The organism is Lysobacter oryzae DSM 21044 (genome assembly GCF_059568595.1).
Genome location: NZ_JCANTQ010000009.1, coordinates 72,483 through 90,406 on the forward strand (window position 1 = coordinate 72,483; position 17,924 = coordinate 90,406).

Below are 17,924 nucleotides of genomic sequence, written 5' to 3' on the forward strand. Positions count from 1 at the left end.
CCTCAGCAGTTGATTCGAACGATCACTCGACCACGAACACCACGACGGTCCGTGCCGGCACGACGAAGCGGCCGCGGCGCGGTTCGTAGCGCGCTTGTTTCGCGCGCGCGTCCGCGGCGTGCGCGTGCGCCAGCACCGGATGCAGCACGTAGCGCTTGCCCGCTTCCTGCGGCAGCAGCAGCGTCTGCGCCTGCGGCGACACGTTGAGCAGGTACAGCACTTCGCGGAAGCCGGCGCCGTCGTAGCCGGCGCCATCGAGGTGGCCGGCGATGACCAGCGGATTCTGCGCCGGCCCGGTGTTGCGGAACCGCAGGCGCTGCTGCACCTCCTGCGCGGTCCGCAGGCGGAACAGCGTGGAGCTGGCGCGGATGCGCAGCAGGTCGCGGAAGGCGTCGCGCATCCAGGCAATGTCCGCCGGCGCCGGCCGGATCGCATCGGCGTCGGCCAGCACCGGCCGCAGCAGCGCCCAGTCCTTGCCGTTGTCGCCCGCGGGCGGCAGCCCGCTGCCGAAATGGTTGTCGGTGTAGCTCCAGTCCAGGCGGTTGAACCAGTCGCCGGAGTCGAAGCTGTTGCGGTCGAGCGACTTGGAGCGCAGCACGTCCATGCCGGCGTGGAAGTAGGCCACGCCCTGGCTGAAAGCGACGAACGCCGCGCCGAGCAGCTGCACGCGCGCGCGATCGGCGCGCGGGGTGTCGCGCGGCAGCTTCAGCGCGTTGACGTCGAACAGGGTCGGGTTGTCGTGGTTCTCGACGTAGTTGACGACTTCCGCCGGCTGCGCCGCATAGCCCGCGGGCTGGCCCTGGTAGTCGATCTCGCGCAAGGCCTTCTCGCTGCCGTCGAAGGCCTGCATGCGGTAGTCGCGCAGCGTGCCGGCCAGGCCGACCCGGGCCAGGTCGGCGGCGCGCAGCAGGTCCTCGCGCGTGTGCCTGTCGGCGCTGAGCGCGTTGGGCGCGTAGCCGAGGCCGTTGAGGTAGCCCTGCGCGCGGATGAGTTCGACGCCGCTGTCGCAGCAGCCGCCGCCGCGCAGCGCATCGCGCGCGCGGTCGCTGAAGCTGCCGATGCCCGAGTCCTGCAGCGACAGCTGCGAGGCCTGCACGAAGCGCCTGCCGTCGGCAATCTCGCCGAAGTTCCAGCCTTCGCCGATCAGGTTGATGGGACGGCCCGCGGCGGCGTCGGCCTGGCGCTGCACCTGTTCCATCGCCGCGCGCGGCTGGTGGCCCATCAGGTCGAAGCGGAACGAGTCGATGCGGTAGTGCCGCGCCCACAGCGCGACCGAATCGGCCATCAGCCGGCCCATCATCGCGTGTTCGGTCGCGGTGTTGGCGCAGCAGGTCGAGCGCTCGACCGCGCCGTTCGCGTCCAGGCGCTGGTAGTAGCCGGGCACGATGCGGTCGAGCACGGAGCGCTCGTGCTGCCCGGCCACACTGGTGTGGTTGTAGACCACGTCCATGCCCACGCGCAGGCCGGCCGCGTGCAGCGCCTGCACCATCGCGCGGAACTCGCGGATGCGCACCGCGGCGTCGGCCGGATCGGTGGCGTAGCTGCCCTCGGGCACGCTGTAGTGGTACGGGTCGTAGCCCCAGTTGTAGCAGTCGCGCGCGGCCTCGCGCATCACCGCGGCCTGTTGCGCGTCGCTGTCGGGCGCGGCGGCGGGGACGGCCGGCGTGGTGCATCCGGTTTCGGGAATCGTCGCGAGGTCGAACACGGGCAGCAGGTGGACGTCGCTGAGTCCGGCCTCGCGCAGCGCGCGCAGGTGGCGCATGCCGTTCGAGCCGGTGTCGGTGAAGGCCAGGTACTTGCCGCGGTGCTCTGCCGGCACGCTCGCATCCGTGATGGAGAAGTCGCGCACGTGCAGCTCGTAGATCGCCAGGTCGGTCTGCGCGGCGAGCGGTGCCGGGCGCGGGGCGGCGTCCCAGCCGGTGGGCTTCAGCTCCGCGGCGTCGAGGTCGGCGATGTAGCTGCGCCTGGAGTCGGTCGTCAGTCCCACCGAGTAGGGATCGGTGACGCGATTGCGCACGACGCCACTGCCGGGCACGAACACGTCGACCAGGTAGGTGTAGTAGCTGCCGGCGAGGTCGTGCGGCAGGCGCGCCGACCAGATGCCGGTCGCGGGGTCGCGCTGCAGCGGCGCGATCGCCGAGGCGGGCCCATCGCCGCGCGGATACAGGCACACGGCGACCGCCTGCGCGGTCGGCGCCCACACGCCGAACGCGGTGGCCGCGCTGCCCGGGGTTGCGCCCAAGGCTCCCGCGCCGGCCGCCGCCGCATACAGGGCGTCGAGCGCGCCGGGCGCCTGCACGTAGGTGGCGTCGAGCACGCGTCCGGCATCGTCCTCGCGCACCAGCAGCACCTGCTGCGCGAGCAGCGCGGGCACCTTCGCCAGGTCGCCGCGCATCACCGCCAGCTCGATGCCGGCGCCGGCGAAATCGAAGCGCTGCGAGGCCGCTGCCGGCAGCGTGTCGGGCACGTCCACGGCCAGACTGCCGTCGGCGCCGGCGACGCGCGCTCCCGGCACCGCCACCAGGCGGGCGCGTGCGGAGTGGTACAGCCGGTAGCGGCCCGCTGCGGTCGCGCCCGGCCACTTCAGGAAGCCCGCGTCCAGCCAGTACGCGCGGGCGTCGGTCTGCGCGCGCGCGGCCGGCGCCAGCACCGTGGCGAACGCGGTGCCGTCGCAGTCCGCCCGCGACGGCGCGGCCGCCTGGGCCGGCGTGCCGGGCGCGGCGCCGATGAGCAGCAAAAACAGCGCGAATCCGCGCATGAATACGATTCCAGTGGCGCATGAACGCGGCGACGTCGGCAGTCGCCGCGAACCCCGCGCCGCAGAATGACCGTCCGCGGCCACGGCCGCATACTCGAAGTCGCTACGGGGGCGGGGTTCACGCATGGTCAATGGCAGCAACGAAGGTCGGGTGACGGAGATCGTCATCGTCGGTGGCGGCACCGCCGGCTGGATGACGGCGGCGGCGCTGTCGAAGATCCTCTCGCGCGACTACACGATCCGGCTGATCGAGTCCGAGGAGATCGGCATCGTCGGCGTGGGCGAAGCCACGATCCCGATGATCAAGCTGTTCAACAATGCGCTGGACCTGGACGAGAACGACTTCGTCCGCAGGACCAAGGGCTCGTTCAAGCTCGGCATCGAGTTCCGCGACTGGGGCCGGCTCGGCGACAGCTACATCCACGGCTTCGGCAAGATCGGCCAGGACCTGGGCACGGTCTCGTTCTACCAGTACTGGCTGAAGATGCACCAGGCCGGCAAGGCCGCGCCGCTCGACGAGTACTCGATCACCACCTGGGCGTGCCGCCACGACAAGTTCATGCGCGCGGTCAGCGACCGCCCCAACTCGCCGCTGGCCGACATCGCCTACGCCTACCACTTCGACGCCGCGCTGTACGCGCGCTTCCTGCGCGGGTACGCGCAGGCGCGCGGGGTCGAGCGCATCGAGGGCAAGGTCGTCGACGTGCAGCTGCGCGGCGAGGACGGTTTCGTCGAATCGGTGCAGCTGGAAAGCGGGCAGCGGCTCGGCGGCCAGCTGTTCGTCGACTGCTCGGGATTCCGCGGCCTGCTGATCGAGCAGGCGCTCAAGACCGGCTACATCGACTGGACCCACTGGCTGCCGTGCGACCGCGCGATGGCCGTGCCCTGCGAATCCGCCGGCCCGATCACCCCGTACACCCGCTGCACCGCGCGCGAGTCCGGCTGGCAGTGGCGGATCCCGCTGCAGCACCGCACCGGCAACGGCTACGTCTACAGCAGCCGTTTCATCAGCGACGACGAGGCCGCGGCGAAGCTGCTGTCGCGCCTGGATGGCGAGGCGCTCGCCGATCCCAAGCCGCTGCGCTTCGTCGGCGGCAAGCGCCGCAAGTGCTGGAACCGGAATGTCGTGGCCATCGGCCTGGCCAGCGGCTTCATGGAGCCGCTGGAATCCACCAGCATCCACCTGATCCAGTCCTCGATCGCGCGGCTCACGGCGTTCTTCCCGCATGCCGGCTTCGACCAGGCCGACATCGACGAGTACAACGCGCATGCCGACTTCGAGGTCGACCGCATCCGCGACTTCCTGATCCTGCATTACAACGCCACCCAGCGCGACGACACGCCGTTCTGGGATTACTGCCGGACGATGGAGATTCCCGACTCGCTCAGGCAGCGCCTGGCGCTGTTCCGCAGCAACGGCCGCGTGTTCCGCGAGGGCAACGAGATGTTCGCCGAACCGAGCTGGGTGCAGGTGATGTACGGGCAGGGCATCACTCCGCGCAGCTACCACGCGCTGGTCGACGTCTATCCGGAAGCGAAGATCGCCGAGTACCTGGAGAACGTGCGCGGCGTGATCGGCAAGTGCGTGCAGGCGATGCCCACGCACGACGCCTTCATCGCCCGCCACTGCGCGATCGCCGCGGAAGCGGCCGCGGCCTGATCGGATCCGGGGCGTCGCGCCCGCGCGCGCCGCCTCAACCCACGGTGGCGTAGAAGGCGCCATGCGCCGGCAGCTGCAGCGTGCCGCCTTCGAGGTGGCCGTTGACGACGCCGGGCGCGGCTACCGCCTGCGCCCGCATGCCCGCGGGCAACGGCCACGCCACCGCGTTCGCGGAGAGATTGAACACCACCAGCAGCGCCTGGCCCGCGCCTTCGCGCACGAACGCGAGCACGGGCTCGGGCGTGTCGAGGAAGCGGATCGCGCCCTCGCGCAGCGCCGGCTGCGCCTGGCGCCAGCGCAGGAAGGCGCGCGTGGCGGCGAGCACCGAACGCGCGTCGGCTTCCTGCACCGCGACGCTGCGATCGCGGTGCTCGGGCGGGATCGGCAGCCACGGCTTGCCGTCGCTGAAGCCGGCCTGCGGCGTCACGTTCCACGGCATCGGCGTGCGGCAGCCGTCGCGGCCCTTGAACTTCGGCCAGAACGTCTTGCCGTACGGGTCCTGCAGCGCCTCGTACGGCACGTCGGCTTCGGGCAGCCCCAGTTCCTCGCCCTGGTACAGGCATACCGATCCGCGCAGCGAGCACACCAGCGCCACCAGTTGCGCGGCGAATGCATCGCTGGCGTCGGCGCCGCCCCAGCGCGTCACCGCGCGGCGCACGTCGTGGTTGGAAATCGCCCAGCACGGCCAGCCCTCGGTCATGCTGGCTTCCAGCCGCTCCACGGTGCCGCGGATGTAGGCGACGCTGAAGTCGTCCGTCAGCAGCTCGAAGCTGTAGCCCATGTGCAGGCGCTGGTCGTTGACGTACTCCGCGGTCGTCGCGAGCGAGTCCTCCGAGGAGATCTCGCCCAGCGTGGTCGCCTCGGGGAAGCGGTCCAGCAGCGCCCGCAGTTCCTCCAGGAACGCCAGGTTCTCCGGCTGCGTGTTGTTGTGGTGGTGGTACTGGAACGCGTAGGGATTGTCGGGACTGAAGCCGCGGCCGGTGCGCAGCTCGGCCGGCTTGGGCGGGTTGTCGCGCAGTTGCGCGTCGTGGAAGCAGAAGTTGATCGCGTCCAGGCGCAGCCCGTCGACGCCCTTGTCCAGCCAGAAGCGCACGTTGTCGAGCGTCGCCGCGCGCACTTGCGGATTGTGGAAGTTGAGGTCCGGCTGCGCGGACAGGAAGTTGTGCAGGTAGTACTGGCCGCGCCGCGGCTCCCACTTCCACGCCACGCCGCCGAAGATCGACAGCCAGTTGTTCGGCGGCGTGCCGTCGGGACGCGCGTCCGCCCACACGTACCAGTCGGCGCGCGGATTGTCGCGGCTCTCGCGGCTCTGCTTGAACCATTCATGCTCGATCGAGGTATGGCTGAGCACCTGGTCGATCATCACCCGCAGGCCCAGCGCATGCGCCTTGGCCAGCAGGCGCTCGAAGTCGGCGAGCGTGCCGAACAGCGGGTCGACGTCGCGGTAGTCGGCGATGTCGTAGCCGAAGTCGGCCATCGGCGACTTGAAGAACGGCGAGATCCAGATCGCATCCACGCCGAGGCTGGCGACGTAGTCGAGCTTGTCGACGATGCCGGGCAGGTCGCCGACGCCATCACCGTTGGTGTCCAGGAAGCTGCGCGGGTAGATCTGGTAGATCACCGCGCCACGCCACCAGCGGTTCGTTGCCATCGGCTCCCGGCCCCAATTGCCTCAGAGCCGCGACTATTCCATGGCCCACGCCCGGACGAGCGGGCGTTTTGCCATGGCCATGCTTGAATACGATTACATTTCATTGTGCAGTGCGGGCGCTGACTACCATGCGTGCCGCAATCGATAGAGGCAGCCAGATGAAGCAAAGCGACATGCAGGGCCATGCATTCCAGAAGCCGCAGTTGTCGTTCTGGCAGATCTGGAACATGTGCTTCGGCTTCCTCGGCATCCAGTTCGGCTTCGCCCTGCAGAACGCCAACGTCAGCCGCATCTTCCAGACCCTCGGCGCCAGCATGGACGACATTCCCATGCTGTGGATCGCGGCGCCGCTCACCGGGCTGCTCGTGCAGCCCATCGTCGGCCATTTCTCCGACCGCACCTGGACGGGCCTGGGCCGGCGGCGGCCGTACTTCCTGGCCGGCGCGCTGCTGACGTCGCTGGCGCTGTTCTTCATGCCCAACTCGCCGTCGCTGTGGATCGCCGCCGGGCTGCTGTGGATGCTCGATGCATCGATCAATATTTCCATGGAGCCGTTCCGCGCGTTCGTCGGCGACCAGCTGCCGGTGAAGCAGCGCGCCACCGGCTACGCGATGCAGAGCTTCTTCATCGGCGTCGGCGCGGTGGTCGCGAGCCTGCTGCCGTGGCTGCTGGCCAAGGTAGGCGTCGCCAATACCGCCGGCGCCGGGCAGGTGCCCGACACGGTGCGCTACGCGTTCTACGCCGGCGGCGCCGTGCTGCTGGCGGCGATCGGCTGGACCGTGCTGCGCACGCGCGAGTACCCGCCGGAAACCCTGCAGGCCTGGGACGAGGCGCCCGTGCTGCAGCCGCGCCGACGCGACGCGTCGCGCATCCGCATGCTGGCGCTGGCCAGCATCGCCATCGGCGGCGCGGGCATCGCCGCCGTGCTCGCGTACGGCCTGGACAAGGCCCTGCTCATCTTCGCCGGCCTGTTCGTCGGGTTCGGGCTCGCGTTCCTCGTGCGCAGCTTCCTGCAGGGCCAGAACGCGTTCACCCAGATCATCGACGACATGCACGACATGCCGCCGACCATGGTGCGGCTCGCCGTCGTGCAGTTCTTCTCCTGGTTCGCGCTGTTCGCGATGTGGATCTACACCACCGGCGCGGTGACCGGCGTGCATTACGGCAGCACCGACACCACCTCGGCGGCGTACAACGAAGGTGCGAACTGGGTCGGCGTGCTGTTCGCCGCGTACAACGGGTTCGCCGCGCTGGCCGCGGTGCTGATCCCGTGGATGGTCAAGCGCTGGGGCCTGCGCGTTTCGCACCTGGTCAACGCGACCCTGGGCGGGCTCGGCCTGCTTTCGTTCGTCGTCATCCGCGATCCGCAGTGGCTGTTGCTGTCGATGGTCGGCGTGGGCTTCGCCTGGGCCTCGATCCTGTCGCTGCCGTACGCGCTCCTCTCGGACAGCGTGCCGGCGCGGAAGATGGGCGTGTACATGGGCATCTTCAACTTCTTCATCGTCATCCCGCAGCTGGTCGCGGCGAGCTTGCTGGGCGTGCTGCTCAAGCTGTTCTTCGGCAGCCAGCCGATCTACGCGCTGGTGATCGGCGGGATCAGCCTGCTGGTGGCCGGCCTGTGCGTGCTGCGCGTGCGCGAACCGGCACGCCAGGTCGCCGTCGCCCCGGCCACGCCATGAGCGCCCGCATGAACCGCCGCACGATTGTCCTGGCCTGCGCCCTGCTCGTTGCCGGCTGCACGCGCGACGCGCCGCCGCCGGATGGCACCGCGCTGCGCGCCGCCGCGGCCGGCGACTTCGTCGGCACCACCGAGCCCTTCGCCAGCGACGCGGTGTACTTCGTGCTGACCGACCGGTTCGTCAATGGCGACCCGGGCAACGACCAGCGCGACCAGGCGGCGGGTCCCAATCACAGCTTCGATCGTCCGGTGCCGGGCGCGCCGGCCGGGCGCAGCGACAACGTCGGCTACCTCGGCGGCGACTTCAAGGGCTTGCTCGACAACGCGCGCTACATCCGCGACATGGGCTTCGGCGCGGTGTGGGTGACCCCGATCGTCGACAACCCGGATGAGGCCTTCACCGGCGGCGATCCGGTGAAGTGGGGCGCGATGTTCACCGACCAGGGCAAGACCGGTTACCACGGCTACTGGGGCGTGAACTTCTACAGGCTCGACGAACACCTGCCCAGCGCCGGCCTCGACTTCGCCGGGCTGACCAGGGGCCTGAGGCGCAACGGCCTCAAGACCGTGCTGGACATCGTCTGCAACCACGGCTCGCCGGCCTACACGATGCCGCAGGACCAGCCCAAGTACGGCGAGATCTACGATCGCGACGGCAAGCTGGTCGCCGACCACCAGAACCTGCGGCCGGAGCAGCTCGATCCGCGCAATCCCCTGCACGCGTTCTACAACCGCAAGCCCGGCCTGGCCCAGCTCTCCGACATCAACGAGAACGACCCGCGCGTGCTGGAGTATTTCGTCGGCGCGTATTCGCAGTGGATCGACCAGGGCGCGGACGCGTTCCGCATCGACACCATCCCGTGGATGCCGCATGCGTACTGGCACGCGTTCACCTCGCGCATCCGCCAGAAGCATCCGGGCTTCTTCATGTTCGGCGAGGCGTTCGACTACGACGCCGCCACCATCGCCGCGCACACGCTGCCGCGCAACGCGGGCGTGAGCGTGCTCGACTTCCCGCTGAAGGAGCGCGTGGCGCAGGTGTTCGGGCGCCAGGGCGGCGGTTTCGAGCGCATCGCCGAGCGGCTGTACCTGGAGGACGGCCCGTACCAGAACCCGTACGAGCTGATGACCTTCTACGACAACCACGACATGGCGCGGCTCGACGCCAGCGACGCCGGCTTCATCGACGCCAACAACTTCCTGTTCACCGCGCGCGGCATCCCGGTCATCTACTACGGCTCGGAAACCGGCTTCGAACGCGGCACCGCCGAGCACGCCGGCAACCGCAACTACTTCGGCCAGGAACGCATCGCCGCCGCGCCCGCCAGCCCGATCTACCAGGCGCTGCGGCGGATCGGCAACCTGCGCGCCAACACGCCCGCGCTGCAGCGTGGCCTGCAGGTGAACGTGCTGATGCAGGGCGACCGCGCCGCGTTCTACCGCGTGCTGCAGCAGGGCGACATCCACCAGATCGCGCTGGTGCTGCTCAACAAGGGCGATGCGCCGGCGGGGTTCGAGGTCAAGGAGCTGCTCCAGCCCGGACGCTGGCACGCGGCGATCGCCGGCACCGACGTCGACGTCGCCAACGGGCGCGGCTTGGCCGCGACGGTGCCGGCGCATGGCGTCGAGGTCTACCTGCTCGATGCCGCCGTCACCCAGCCGCAGTTGCAGGCGGCACTGGCGCGCGCGCGCACCGGCGCACACCCGCGCGGCTGAACGTCGCGGGAGTGGCCTAGCCGACGCTGCTCGAGCGCCGCACCACCAGGGTCGGCGGCAGCATCACGCTGTCGACCGGCTCGCCGCGCACCTGTTTCAGCAGCGTCTCCACCAGCAGTTCGCCGGCGCGCGTGGTGTCCTGGATCACCGAGGTGAGCGGCGGGCTGGCAAAGCGCGCCATCGGGATGTCGTCGAAGCCGACCACCGCCACGTCCCACGGCACGTGGCGGCCGTGCTCGGTCAGCGCGCGCATCGCGCCGATCGCGATCAGGTCGCTGGCCGCGAACACCGCGTCGAAGGGCCGCCCGCGTTCCATCAGCGTGATCGCCGCGGCGTGGCCGGCCTCCTCGGAACTCTCCGCGTCCACCTGCAGGTCGGCGTGCATGGAGGCGCCGGCCTTCTGCAGCGCGGCGTCGCAGCCGCGGTAGCGGTCGAAGAATTCCGGCGAGCGGTTGGACGCATTGCCGAGGAACGCCACGCGCTTGCGGCCGATGCCGACCAGGTGTTCGCCGACCAGCTGGCCGCCGCGGAAGTTGTCGCAGCCGATCGAGATGCCCGGCTGGTCCGGCAGCACCGGCCCCCAGCGCACGCAATGCGTGCCCTGCTCGACCAGTTGCTCGAGCTTGCTGTGGTAGGTCATGTAGTCGCCGTAGCCGAGCAGGATCAGGCCGTCGGCTTTCATGCTGTCCTCGTAATCGGCGTGCCAGTCGTCGGACAGCTGCTGGAACGACACCAGCAGGTCGTGGCGGTGGCGCGCGCAGGCGCGGGTGATCGAACCGAGCATCGACAGGAAGAACGGGTTGATGTGCGATTCGTCCGGGGTCGGGTCCTCGAACAGCAGCAGCGCCAGGGTGCCCGAACGCTGCGTGCGCAGGCTCGAGGCGCGGTGGTCGACCTTGTAGTTGAGCTCGCGCACCGCTTCCATCACGCGCTGGCGCGTTTCCGGGTTCACCAGCGGACTGCCGCGCAGCACGCGCGAAACGGTCGCCTGCGAAACGCCGGCGCGATGGGCGATATCGACGGACGTGGCGCGGGTTTTCTTGCTGCGCATGCGGAGCGGACGGCGGCGGGAACGGTCGAGTGTAGTCCGAAAGCCGCGGGGCCTACCAAGCGCGCGCGGCCGCGCGGACACCGCTTGCTGGCCACGCGCGGCGCGCTGCGACCCCATCGCGGGCGGGGCCGATGCCACGCGTGTGCGTCCTGCGCATCGGGCCGAATGCCTCGGATCGAGGCGTTCGCCCGAGGCGAGCGCGGGCCCACCCGCAGCCGGCGCATCTGCGCCGCAACGTTGCACGCAGCGACCACGACGGCATGGCGCCAGCCACGCGTGCCGCTCCACGTCAGTTCCGCAGTCGCGCGCATGGCGATCGGAGCAGGCCGTCACACTTGGCTTGAGAGCGCGCGTCGGTTTCCGACAAACATCCGCGATTTCTGACCTTCAGCGTCAACGATCTGCAATGCACTTCTCATTGCTGAATGCGCGCCCGCTGCTCTAATCGCCTCCGCTTTAACCGGTCGATAACGAAAGCAGGCGCAACGCAATCACCAACGATTGCCGCGCCACGTCGCCGGACTGGGGAACAAAAAATCCACGTGGCGAAACCACTGCAACCGGAGCGTTTCCGGCTGCATGGGGAAGTGCGTCCGCGTGGCCGGGAACTTCCGAGGGGGTTGCATGAAGAAGATGTTCTTGCGCGCAACGGCGCTGCTGCTGGCGGTGGCCTGCACCCATGCATGGGCGCAGGACGGCTATCGCGAACAGATGAAGGGCCTCGACGAGCAGGTGCAGGAGGTCAAGTCCGACGTCCTGTCGATCTCCGCCGAGCTCAGCCAGCTCGAAGAGAAGCTGCTGTACCCGTCCGACACCCATTTCGCGGTCTTCGTGCAGCTCGCCAGGGGCGACACGCTGCGCCTGGACTCGGTGGACGTGAAGGTCGATGGCCAGCCGGCCGCGCATTACATCTACAGCTTCAAGGAGCTCGAAGCGCTGCAGAAGGGGGGCGTCCAGCGGCTGTACAGCGGCAACATCGCCAGCGGCGAGCACCAGCTCGAAGTGACGGTCAGCGGCAAGCGCGCCAATGGTGAGGACTACAGCCGCAGCCAGACGGTCGCCTTCACCAAGGAGATCAAGCCCAAGCTGGTCGGCGTGACCGTGTCCAGCGACTCCATCAGCGGCACGGGCTGGTAAGAGCCGATGCGTCGCGCGTCCACCATCGCCCTGGGAGTCGCACTGGCCGCGCTGTCGGGCCTGCATCCCTGCGCGGCCGCCGAGACCGATTCGCCGGCCGACACGCATTGCGCGTCCTCGTGGGTGTCGGCGGTGGCACGCGCGGTGTTGCCGTGGCTGCATTCCTGCGAAGCAGGCGGCAAGGACGCGACCCGCGCGGGTTTGGCCGACGGTGCGCGCGATCCCTACTTCGGCGAATCGCTCTACTACGCCCACCAGGGGCACTGGTTCGAGGCGTTGCAGCGTCTGGACGCCGAACTGGCCCAGCACTACCGCGTCGACGACCAGGCACAGGACTCGCTGTATCCGCTGATCGGCGATGCCGAGTTCTCGGTCGGCGACTATGAACTCAACTACCGCATGCACCACCGCGCCGGCCGCGCGATCACCGCGGTGCTGGAAGCCGACGTAGCCGATGCGGTGCGCAACGAAGCGGCGTATCGGCTTGCGCGCATCCACTTCCAGAAGGGCCAGCCGCAGGATGCGATGCATGCGCTCGAGCGCATTCATGGCGACGTGCCCGAGCAGATCCGCGACGAGATCGAATTCCTGCGCGCCAACACGTTCCTCGCCATGGGCCAGCCGGCCGAGGCGGCGGCCGTGCTGAAGAAGCTGCTGGGCGCGGAAGGACTGCAAGGATTCGCCGGCTACAACTACGGCATCGCCCTGCTGCAGGACGGCAAGACCGAAGCAGGCCAGCAGCAACTGGCCAAGGCCGGCGAGCCCGGGCGCAAGGATTCCAAGGCCGTCGTCGCCATCCGCGACAAGGCCAACATGGTGCTCGGGCGGCTGATGCTCGAGGCCAAGGATTACGCCAGCGCGCAGCGCTACTTCGACCGCGTCAGCCTGGAAGGGCCGTATTCCAACCAGGCGCTGCTCAGTGCCGGCTGGGCCGATGCGATGGCCGGCAACTACCAGCGCGCGCTGGTGCCGTGGAAGCTCCTGGCCGCGCGCGAATCCACCGACAGCGCCGTGCAGGAAGCCAAGCTCGCCCTGCCGCACGCCTACGCCAAGCTCAACCTGCACGGCCGCGCCGCCGTGCTCTACGACGAGGCCCTGAAGTCCTTCGGCGAAGAGCTGGAGATGCTGGAGTTCTCGACGCAGAGCGTGCGCGACGGCCATTTCCTCGAGGCGCTCGCGCGCGAGGAGATCCGCCAGGACGCATTGTGGGTGGTGAAGCTGCGGGGCCTCGAGGAAGCGCCGGAAACCTTCTATCTCACCAAGCTGATGGCGTCGCACGACTTCCAGACGGCGCTGCAGAACTACCTCGACCTCGAGGACCTGCGCCGCAAGCTGGAATCCTGGCAGACGGGCTTCGACGCCTATGACGACGTCATCCGCCACCGCCACGACTACTACGAACCGCTGCTGCCGGGCGTCGACGCGCAGTTCCGCGAACTGGACGCGCAGTACCGGCTGCGCAGCGAGCAGCGCGACATCCTCGCGCGCCGCCTCCACGACCAGCTGACCAGGCCGCGCGCCGAACTGCTCGCCAAGGCGGACGAGCGCATTGCCCTGGATCGCATCAACGCGACCGAAGCGGCCATCAGGCGCCTGCCGGAAGCGCAGCGCGCGCAGCCCATGGCGCGCATCGAACGCCTGCGCGGCGCGCTGACCTGGACGCTGCGCACGCAGTACCCCGATCGCCTGGGTGACGCGCACGCGCACCTGGAGGCGCTGGACGTGGACATCGCCACGCTGCAGGAGCGCTACCAGGCGTTCGTGCGCGCGCGCCAGGCGAGCGTGCACAGCTACATGGGTTACGACGACGGCATCCGCGACCTGCGCAACCGCGTGCGCGACGCGCTCGCGCGCGTGGGCCAGTTGCAGAAGCAGCAGGGCGCGCTGATCGAAGCGGTGGCCATCGAGGAACTCACCGCCCGCGCCGAACGCCTGAAGGCGTACCAGACCCAGGCGCGCTACGCCGTCGCCGACAGCTACGACCGCGCGAGCCAGGCACAGGGCGCGACGGCAGCGCCGGGCCAGCCGGCCGGGGAGGGCAAATGAAGCTTCGTCTTCGCACCGGCGTGATCGCCGTACAGGTCGCGCTGCTGGCCGCATGCGCGCACTCCCAGCGCGCCGGCACGCTGGCCACGCTGCATCGGGTGCAGCCCGATACCACCGACGTCCGCGTCGACGACGGCCTGCAGAAAGCGGTGCAGGGTTACCGCCACTTCCTGCAGGAAACGCCGGCCAGCGACCTCACGCCGGAAGCGATGCGCCGCCTCGCCGACCTGCAGCTGGAGAAGGAATACGGCGTCCGCGGCACCACGGAAATCGTGGTCGACCGCGCCGACGAGCGCGTCGCCGCGCGCACCCCGTCCGCGCCCGCCGCGGCGAGTTCGGCAGCGTCCGCAGCGACCGCGCCCACTGCCGCTGGCGCCAGGCCGATGCAGCCGGCGGCGCCGGAAGTCGGCAGGGTTTCCGCCACCCGTTCCGCGGGCAGGCCCGCCGCGAGCGGCGCGCCGGCCGACATCGAGCGCCAGGTCGAACAGCGCGCCACCCAAGGCCAGGACATCGCCACCGCCAGCACGTCCGGCGTGGCCGCGGCCGAGTCCGGCCCGCTCGAGTCGATCAAGCTCTACGACAAGCTGCTCACCGAGTTCCCGAACTACGCCTACCGCGACCAGGTGCTGTACCAGAAGGCGCGCGCCTACGACGAGCTGGGCCGTCCCGACGACGCCATGGCGGTGATGGAGCAGCTGGTCAAGGAAGCCCCGGATTCCAAGCTGGCCGACGAAGTGCAGTTCCGTCGCGGCGAGAGCTTCTTCGTGCACCGCAAGTACCGCGAAGCGGAGGGCGCGTACCAGAGCGTCGTGGCCAAGGGCGCGGCGTCGGAGTTCTACGAGCCGGCGCTGTTCAAGCTGGGCTGGTCGTTCTACAAGCAGGGCGCGTTCGAAGAGGCCCTGCACCGCTACTTCGCCCTGATCGACCACAAGGTGGCCAAGGGCTACGTCCTGGGCGCGAAGCACACCGCGACCGAGGACCGCCGCGTCGAGGACACCTTCAACGTCATCGCGCTGTCGTTCTCCAACCTCGGCGGCCCCGAGGCCATCGGCGAATACTTCGCCGAGTTCGGCCACCGTCCCTACGAGGACCACGCCTACCGCTACCTGGGCGAGTTCTACCTGTCCAAGCAGCGGTACCAGGACGCGGCCACGGTCTACCAGGACTTCGTCAAGCTCTATCCGTTCCACGCCACCTCGCCGGACTTCAGCCTGCGCACCATCGGCATCTACGAGGCCGGCGGCTTCCCGCAGCTGGTGGTGGACGCCAAGCGTGACTTCGCCGCGCGTTACGGGCTGAAGTCCGAGTACTGGCAGCACCAGGCCATCGGCGAGCGGCCGGAAGTGGTCGCCGCGCTCAAGTCCAACCTGATGGACCTGGCGAACTACTACCACGCGCGCTACCAGGACCCGAGCCTGGCCAAGGAGAAACCGCAGAGCTTCGCCGAGGCCACGCGCTGGTACGGCGACTTCCTCGATTCCTTCCACGACGACCCGACCGCGCCGGCGGCGAACTACCAGTTCGCGGACCTGCTGCGCGAGAACGGCGACTTCGGCCGCGCCGCCGCACAGTACGAACGCACCGCGTACGACTACCCGACGCACGCGAAGGCCGCGGCCGCCGGTTACGCCGCGATCTTCGCGCACCGCGAGAACCTCAAGGTGGTCGACGCGTCCGCGCAGGACGCCGCGCGCCGCGCCACCGTCGCCAGCTCCCTGCGCTTCGCCGACACCTTCCCCCAGCACGAGCAGGCACCGGTGGTGCTGGTCGCCGCCGCGCAGGACCTGTACGACCTGAAGGACCACGCCGCCGCGCGCGAGGCCGGCCGCAAGCTGCTGGCGAAGTTCCCGTCCGCCTCGCGCGAGCTGCAGCGTTCGGCCTGGACCGTGGTCGCGCATGCGTCGTTCGAACTGGCCGATTACCCCACCGCGGAACAGGCCTATGCGCAGGTCCTGTCGACGTTGCCGGCGGAGGATGCCGCCCGCGCCGACCTGGTCGAGAACCTTGCGGCATCGATCTACAAGCAGGGCGAGGCGGCCAACACCGCCGGCGACTTCCGCGCCGCCGCCAACCACTTCCTGCGCATCAAGCAGGCGGCGCCGACCTCGAAGATCCGCGCCGGCGCGCAGTACGACGCGGGCGCCGCGCTCATGCGCCTGCAGGACTGGAAGGCCGCCGCACAGGTGCTGGACGAGTTCCGCCGCGACAACCCCAGCCACGAACTGGTGAAGGACGCGACCAAGCAGATCGCCAGCGCCTTCCAGCAGGCCGGCGACCTGCGTGGCGCGGCCGGCGAATACGAACGCGTCGCCAACGAAGCCACCGACCCGAAGCTGCGCGCCGAGGCCCTGCTGCTGGCGGGCAAGCTGCACGAGGATGCGAAGGACCTCGACCGTGCGCTCGCCGTGTACACCCGCTACGTCGGCGAGTTTCCCAAGCCGGTGGCCGATGCGGTGGAAACCCGCCAGCGCATGGCCGACATCCACCGGACGCGCGGCGACGACGCGCGCTATCGCGCCGAATTGCACAACGTCGTGCAGCTCGACGCCAGCGCCGGAAGCGAGCGCACCAGCCGCACGCGCACGCTGGCCGGGCGCGCCGCGCTGGTGCTGACCGAACCGCTGTACGCCCGCTTCGCCGCGATCGAACTGAAGCTGCCGTTCGAGAAGAGCATGGCGGCCAAGCAGAAGGCGATGGCCGACGCCATCAAGGGCTTCAACACCCTGGTGCCGTACGAAGTGGGCGACGTCACCGCCGCCGCCACGTTCTACATGGGCGAGGTGTACGCCAACTTCAGCCAGTCGCTCAACGCGTCCGAGCGCCCGGGCAACCTCAAGGGCGACGAACTGCAGGACTACAACGACCAGCTCGACGAAATGGCGTTCCCGTTCGAGGAAAAGGCCATCGGCCTGCACCAGAACAACCTCGAGCTGCTGGAAGCGGGCGTGCAGAGCCCGTGGATCGAGAAGAGCCTGGCGCGCCTGGCGCAGCTGGTGCCGGCGCGCTACGCACGGCCCGAGGCGAGCACGGGCTTCCTCGGCCAGGCCGAACGCTTCGAGTACGTGCAGCCGGCGACGAAGCTGCCCGCCGCGCCCGCGCCCGCGCCAGCCGCCGACGCCGCACCCGCGGCCCCCGCGAACACCGGAGACGCCGATGTCAGCACGCAATAACCCGCACTACCGGCGCGCCAGCCGCCACGCCCTGCGCCTGGGCGCGCTGGCGCTGGTCTACGTGGCCGCGACGGCGATGGCGGCGCGCAAGGAGTCGCCCGGCGTGAACGTGAGCGACACCGGCTTCACCATCGTCGAACCGGCCAAGGTCGACGGGACGACGCGCGCCGACTACGCGCGCGCCGCCGGCCTGCTCGCGCAGGAGCGCTATGCCGAGGGCATCGCGCTGCTGCAGGACATCACCACCCGCCAGCCCAGGCTCACCGCGGCGTACATCGACCTCGGCATCGCCCAGGGCAAGCTCAACGAACTGGACAAGGCCGAAGCGAGCCTGAAGCGCGCGCTCGAGCTGCAGCCGAAACATCCGATCGCATGGAACGAGCTGGGCCTGGTGCAACGCCGCCAGGGCAAGCTGGCCGATGCGCGTGCGTCGTACGAGAAGTCGCTGGCCGCCGCGCCGGGCTTCCACTTCGCCCGGCTCAACCTCGCGGTGCTGTGCGACCTCTACCTCGAAGACGCCGCCTGCGCGCTCGACAACTACGTCCTTTACCAGCAGGCCGTGCCCGACGACAAACAGGTCGCGGGCTGGATCGCCAGCGCGCGCGCGCGCGCCGGCAAGGGAGGCAAGTGATGCGTTACCTGATCGTGGGTCTATGCCTGGGTCTGGCGCTCGCACCGATGACGGCTTCCGCCGCCGAGCCTGCGCCGCATGCGGTCGCGGGCGAGCCATCGGACAAGGCCGCTGCGCGCAAGGCGGGTGCAGCCAGGACCGATGCAGGCAAGGCGAAACCTGCGCCCGCCGGCGACATGGTGATGTCCGGCCTGTCGATCCTCGGCAACGACGAGACGCCCAAGGAACTGGTCATCGTTCCCTGGAAGAGCTCGCAGCTCGCCGATGCGCCGGGCATCTCGCGCCTGCTCGATGACAGCACCCAGCCCGTCGACAAGGACGTGTTCCTGCGCGAGCTCTCCTACTACGAACTGATCGCCGACCCGGACGGCGAGTGAGTCGACGTTGCACCGGTTTTCCGCCGGCCTTTCTCCAGCCAACTTTCCA

At 69.6% G+C, this 17,924-nt stretch carries 11 protein-coding genes; 8 read left to right on the forward strand and 3 right to left on the reverse strand.

All coding sequences use genetic code 11. The features are described 5' to 3' along the window. Window positions 1–22 precede the first annotated feature (22 nt). Entirely contained in the window at window positions 23–2,758 is a 2,736-nt protein-coding gene (locus BP05_RS04120; RefSeq protein WP_496360771.1) for an alpha-1,6-glucosidase domain-containing protein, read from the reverse strand. Window positions 2,759–2,882: 124 nt separating this feature from the next. Between BP05_RS04120 and BP05_RS04125 the strand changes: the two genes are divergently transcribed. Further along, on the forward strand, window positions 2,883–4,418 hold the full coding sequence (locus BP05_RS04125) for a tryptophan halogenase family protein (RefSeq protein ID WP_496360773.1): 1,536 nt from the start codon (window positions 2,883–2,885) through the stop codon (window positions 4,416–4,418). A 34-nt stretch (window positions 4,419–4,452) separates the two neighbouring features. On the opposite strand, the gene BP05_RS04130 is transcribed toward BP05_RS04125, so the two are convergent. Next, window positions 4,453–6,069 (reverse strand): alpha-glucosidase family protein, encoded by a 1,617-nt coding sequence (locus BP05_RS04130; protein ID WP_496360775.1) that lies wholly within the window; start codon window positions 6,067–6,069, stop codon window positions 4,453–4,455. A 158-nt stretch (window positions 6,070–6,227) separates the two neighbouring features. Here BP05_RS04130 and BP05_RS04135 point away from each other — a divergent pair, with 158 nt between their 5' ends. Beyond that, entirely contained in the window at window positions 6,228–7,748 is a 1,521-nt protein-coding gene (locus BP05_RS04135; protein WP_496360777.1) for an MFS transporter, read from the forward strand. An 8-nt stretch (window positions 7,749–7,756) separates the two neighbouring features. Next, on the forward strand, window positions 7,757–9,463 hold the full coding sequence (locus BP05_RS04140; protein ID WP_496360779.1) for an alpha-amylase family glycosyl hydrolase: 1,707 nt from the start codon (window positions 7,757–7,759) through the stop codon (window positions 9,461–9,463). 16 nt (window positions 9,464–9,479) lie between these two features. Here BP05_RS04140 and BP05_RS04145 read toward each other — a convergent pair whose 3' ends face one another. After that, complete coding sequence (locus BP05_RS04145; protein ID WP_496360781.1) at window positions 9,480–10,514, reverse strand: LacI family DNA-binding transcriptional regulator; 1,035 nt, start codon at window positions 10,512–10,514, stop codon at window positions 9,480–9,482. A gap of 624 nt (window positions 10,515–11,138) precedes the next feature. Here BP05_RS04145 and BP05_RS04150 point away from each other — a divergent pair. The 5 genes from BP05_RS04150 to BP05_RS04170 are packed head-to-tail and all read left to right on the forward strand — an operon-like array spanning window position 11,139 to window position 17,875. Further along, window positions 11,139–11,651, forward strand: coding sequence for a hypothetical protein (locus BP05_RS04150; protein ID WP_496360783.1), 513 nt, complete (start codon window positions 11,139–11,141; stop codon window positions 11,649–11,651). 6 nt (window positions 11,652–11,657) lie between these two features. Further along, window positions 11,658–13,697: a tetratricopeptide repeat protein gene (locus BP05_RS04155; protein ID WP_496360785.1), complete on the forward strand. Its 2,040-nt coding sequence runs from the start codon at window positions 11,658–11,660 to the stop codon at window positions 13,695–13,697. Further along, window positions 13,694–16,867: a tetratricopeptide repeat protein gene (locus BP05_RS04160; RefSeq protein ID WP_496360787.1), complete on the forward strand. Its 3,174-nt coding sequence runs from the start codon at window positions 13,694–13,696 to the stop codon at window positions 16,865–16,867. The genes BP05_RS04155 and BP05_RS04160 overlap by 4 nt, the downstream gene beginning before the upstream one ends. Then, complete coding sequence (locus BP05_RS04165; RefSeq protein ID WP_496360789.1) at window positions 16,851–17,498, forward strand: tetratricopeptide repeat protein; 648 nt, start codon at window positions 16,851–16,853, stop codon at window positions 17,496–17,498. Before BP05_RS04160 ends, BP05_RS04165 begins: the two co-directional genes overlap by 17 nt. Beyond that, entirely contained in the window at window positions 17,498–17,875 is a 378-nt protein-coding gene (locus tag BP05_RS04170; RefSeq protein WP_496360791.1) for a hypothetical protein, read from the forward strand. The genes BP05_RS04165 and BP05_RS04170 overlap by 1 nt, the downstream gene beginning before the upstream one ends. Window positions 17,876–17,924 lie beyond the last annotated feature (49 nt).

What these genes read in the sequence shown, in the direction of transcription:
- BP05_RS04150 (WP_496360783.1), top strand. Translation starts at nt 11,139, where the DNA reads ATGAAGAAGATGTTCTTGCGCGCAACGGCGCTGCTGCTGGCGGTGGCC.
- BP05_RS04125 (WP_496360773.1), top strand. Translation starts at nt 2,883, where the DNA reads ATGGTCAATGGCAGCAACGAAGGTCGGGTGACGGAGATCGTCATCGTC.
- BP05_RS04170 (WP_496360791.1), top strand. Translation starts at nt 17,498, where the DNA reads ATGCGTTACCTGATCGTGGGTCTATGCCTGGGTCTGGCGCTCGCACCG.
- BP05_RS04140 (WP_496360779.1), top strand. Translation starts at nt 7,757, where the DNA reads ATGAACCGCCGCACGATTGTCCTGGCCTGCGCCCTGCTCGTTGCCGGC.
- BP05_RS04135 (WP_496360777.1), top strand. Translation starts at nt 6,228, where the DNA reads ATGAAGCAAAGCGACATGCAGGGCCATGCATTCCAGAAGCCGCAGTTG.
- BP05_RS04165 (WP_496360789.1), top strand. Translation starts at nt 16,851, where the DNA reads ATGTCAGCACGCAATAACCCGCACTACCGGCGCGCCAGCCGCCACGCC.
- BP05_RS04120 (WP_496360771.1), bottom strand. Translation starts at nt 2,758, where the DNA reads ATGCGCGGATTCGCGCTGTTTTTGCTGCTCATCGGCGCCGCGCCCGGC.
- BP05_RS04155 (WP_496360785.1), top strand. Translation starts at nt 11,658, where the DNA reads ATGCGTCGCGCGTCCACCATCGCCCTGGGAGTCGCACTGGCCGCGCTG.
- BP05_RS04130 (WP_496360775.1), bottom strand. Translation starts at nt 6,069, where the DNA reads ATGGCAACGAACCGCTGGTGGCGTGGCGCGGTGATCTACCAGATCTAC.
- BP05_RS04145 (WP_496360781.1), bottom strand. Translation starts at nt 10,514, where the DNA reads ATGCGCAGCAAGAAAACCCGCGCCACGTCCGTCGATATCGCCCATCGC.
- BP05_RS04160 (WP_496360787.1), top strand. Translation starts at nt 13,694, where the DNA reads ATGAAGCTTCGTCTTCGCACCGGCGTGATCGCCGTACAGGTCGCGCTG.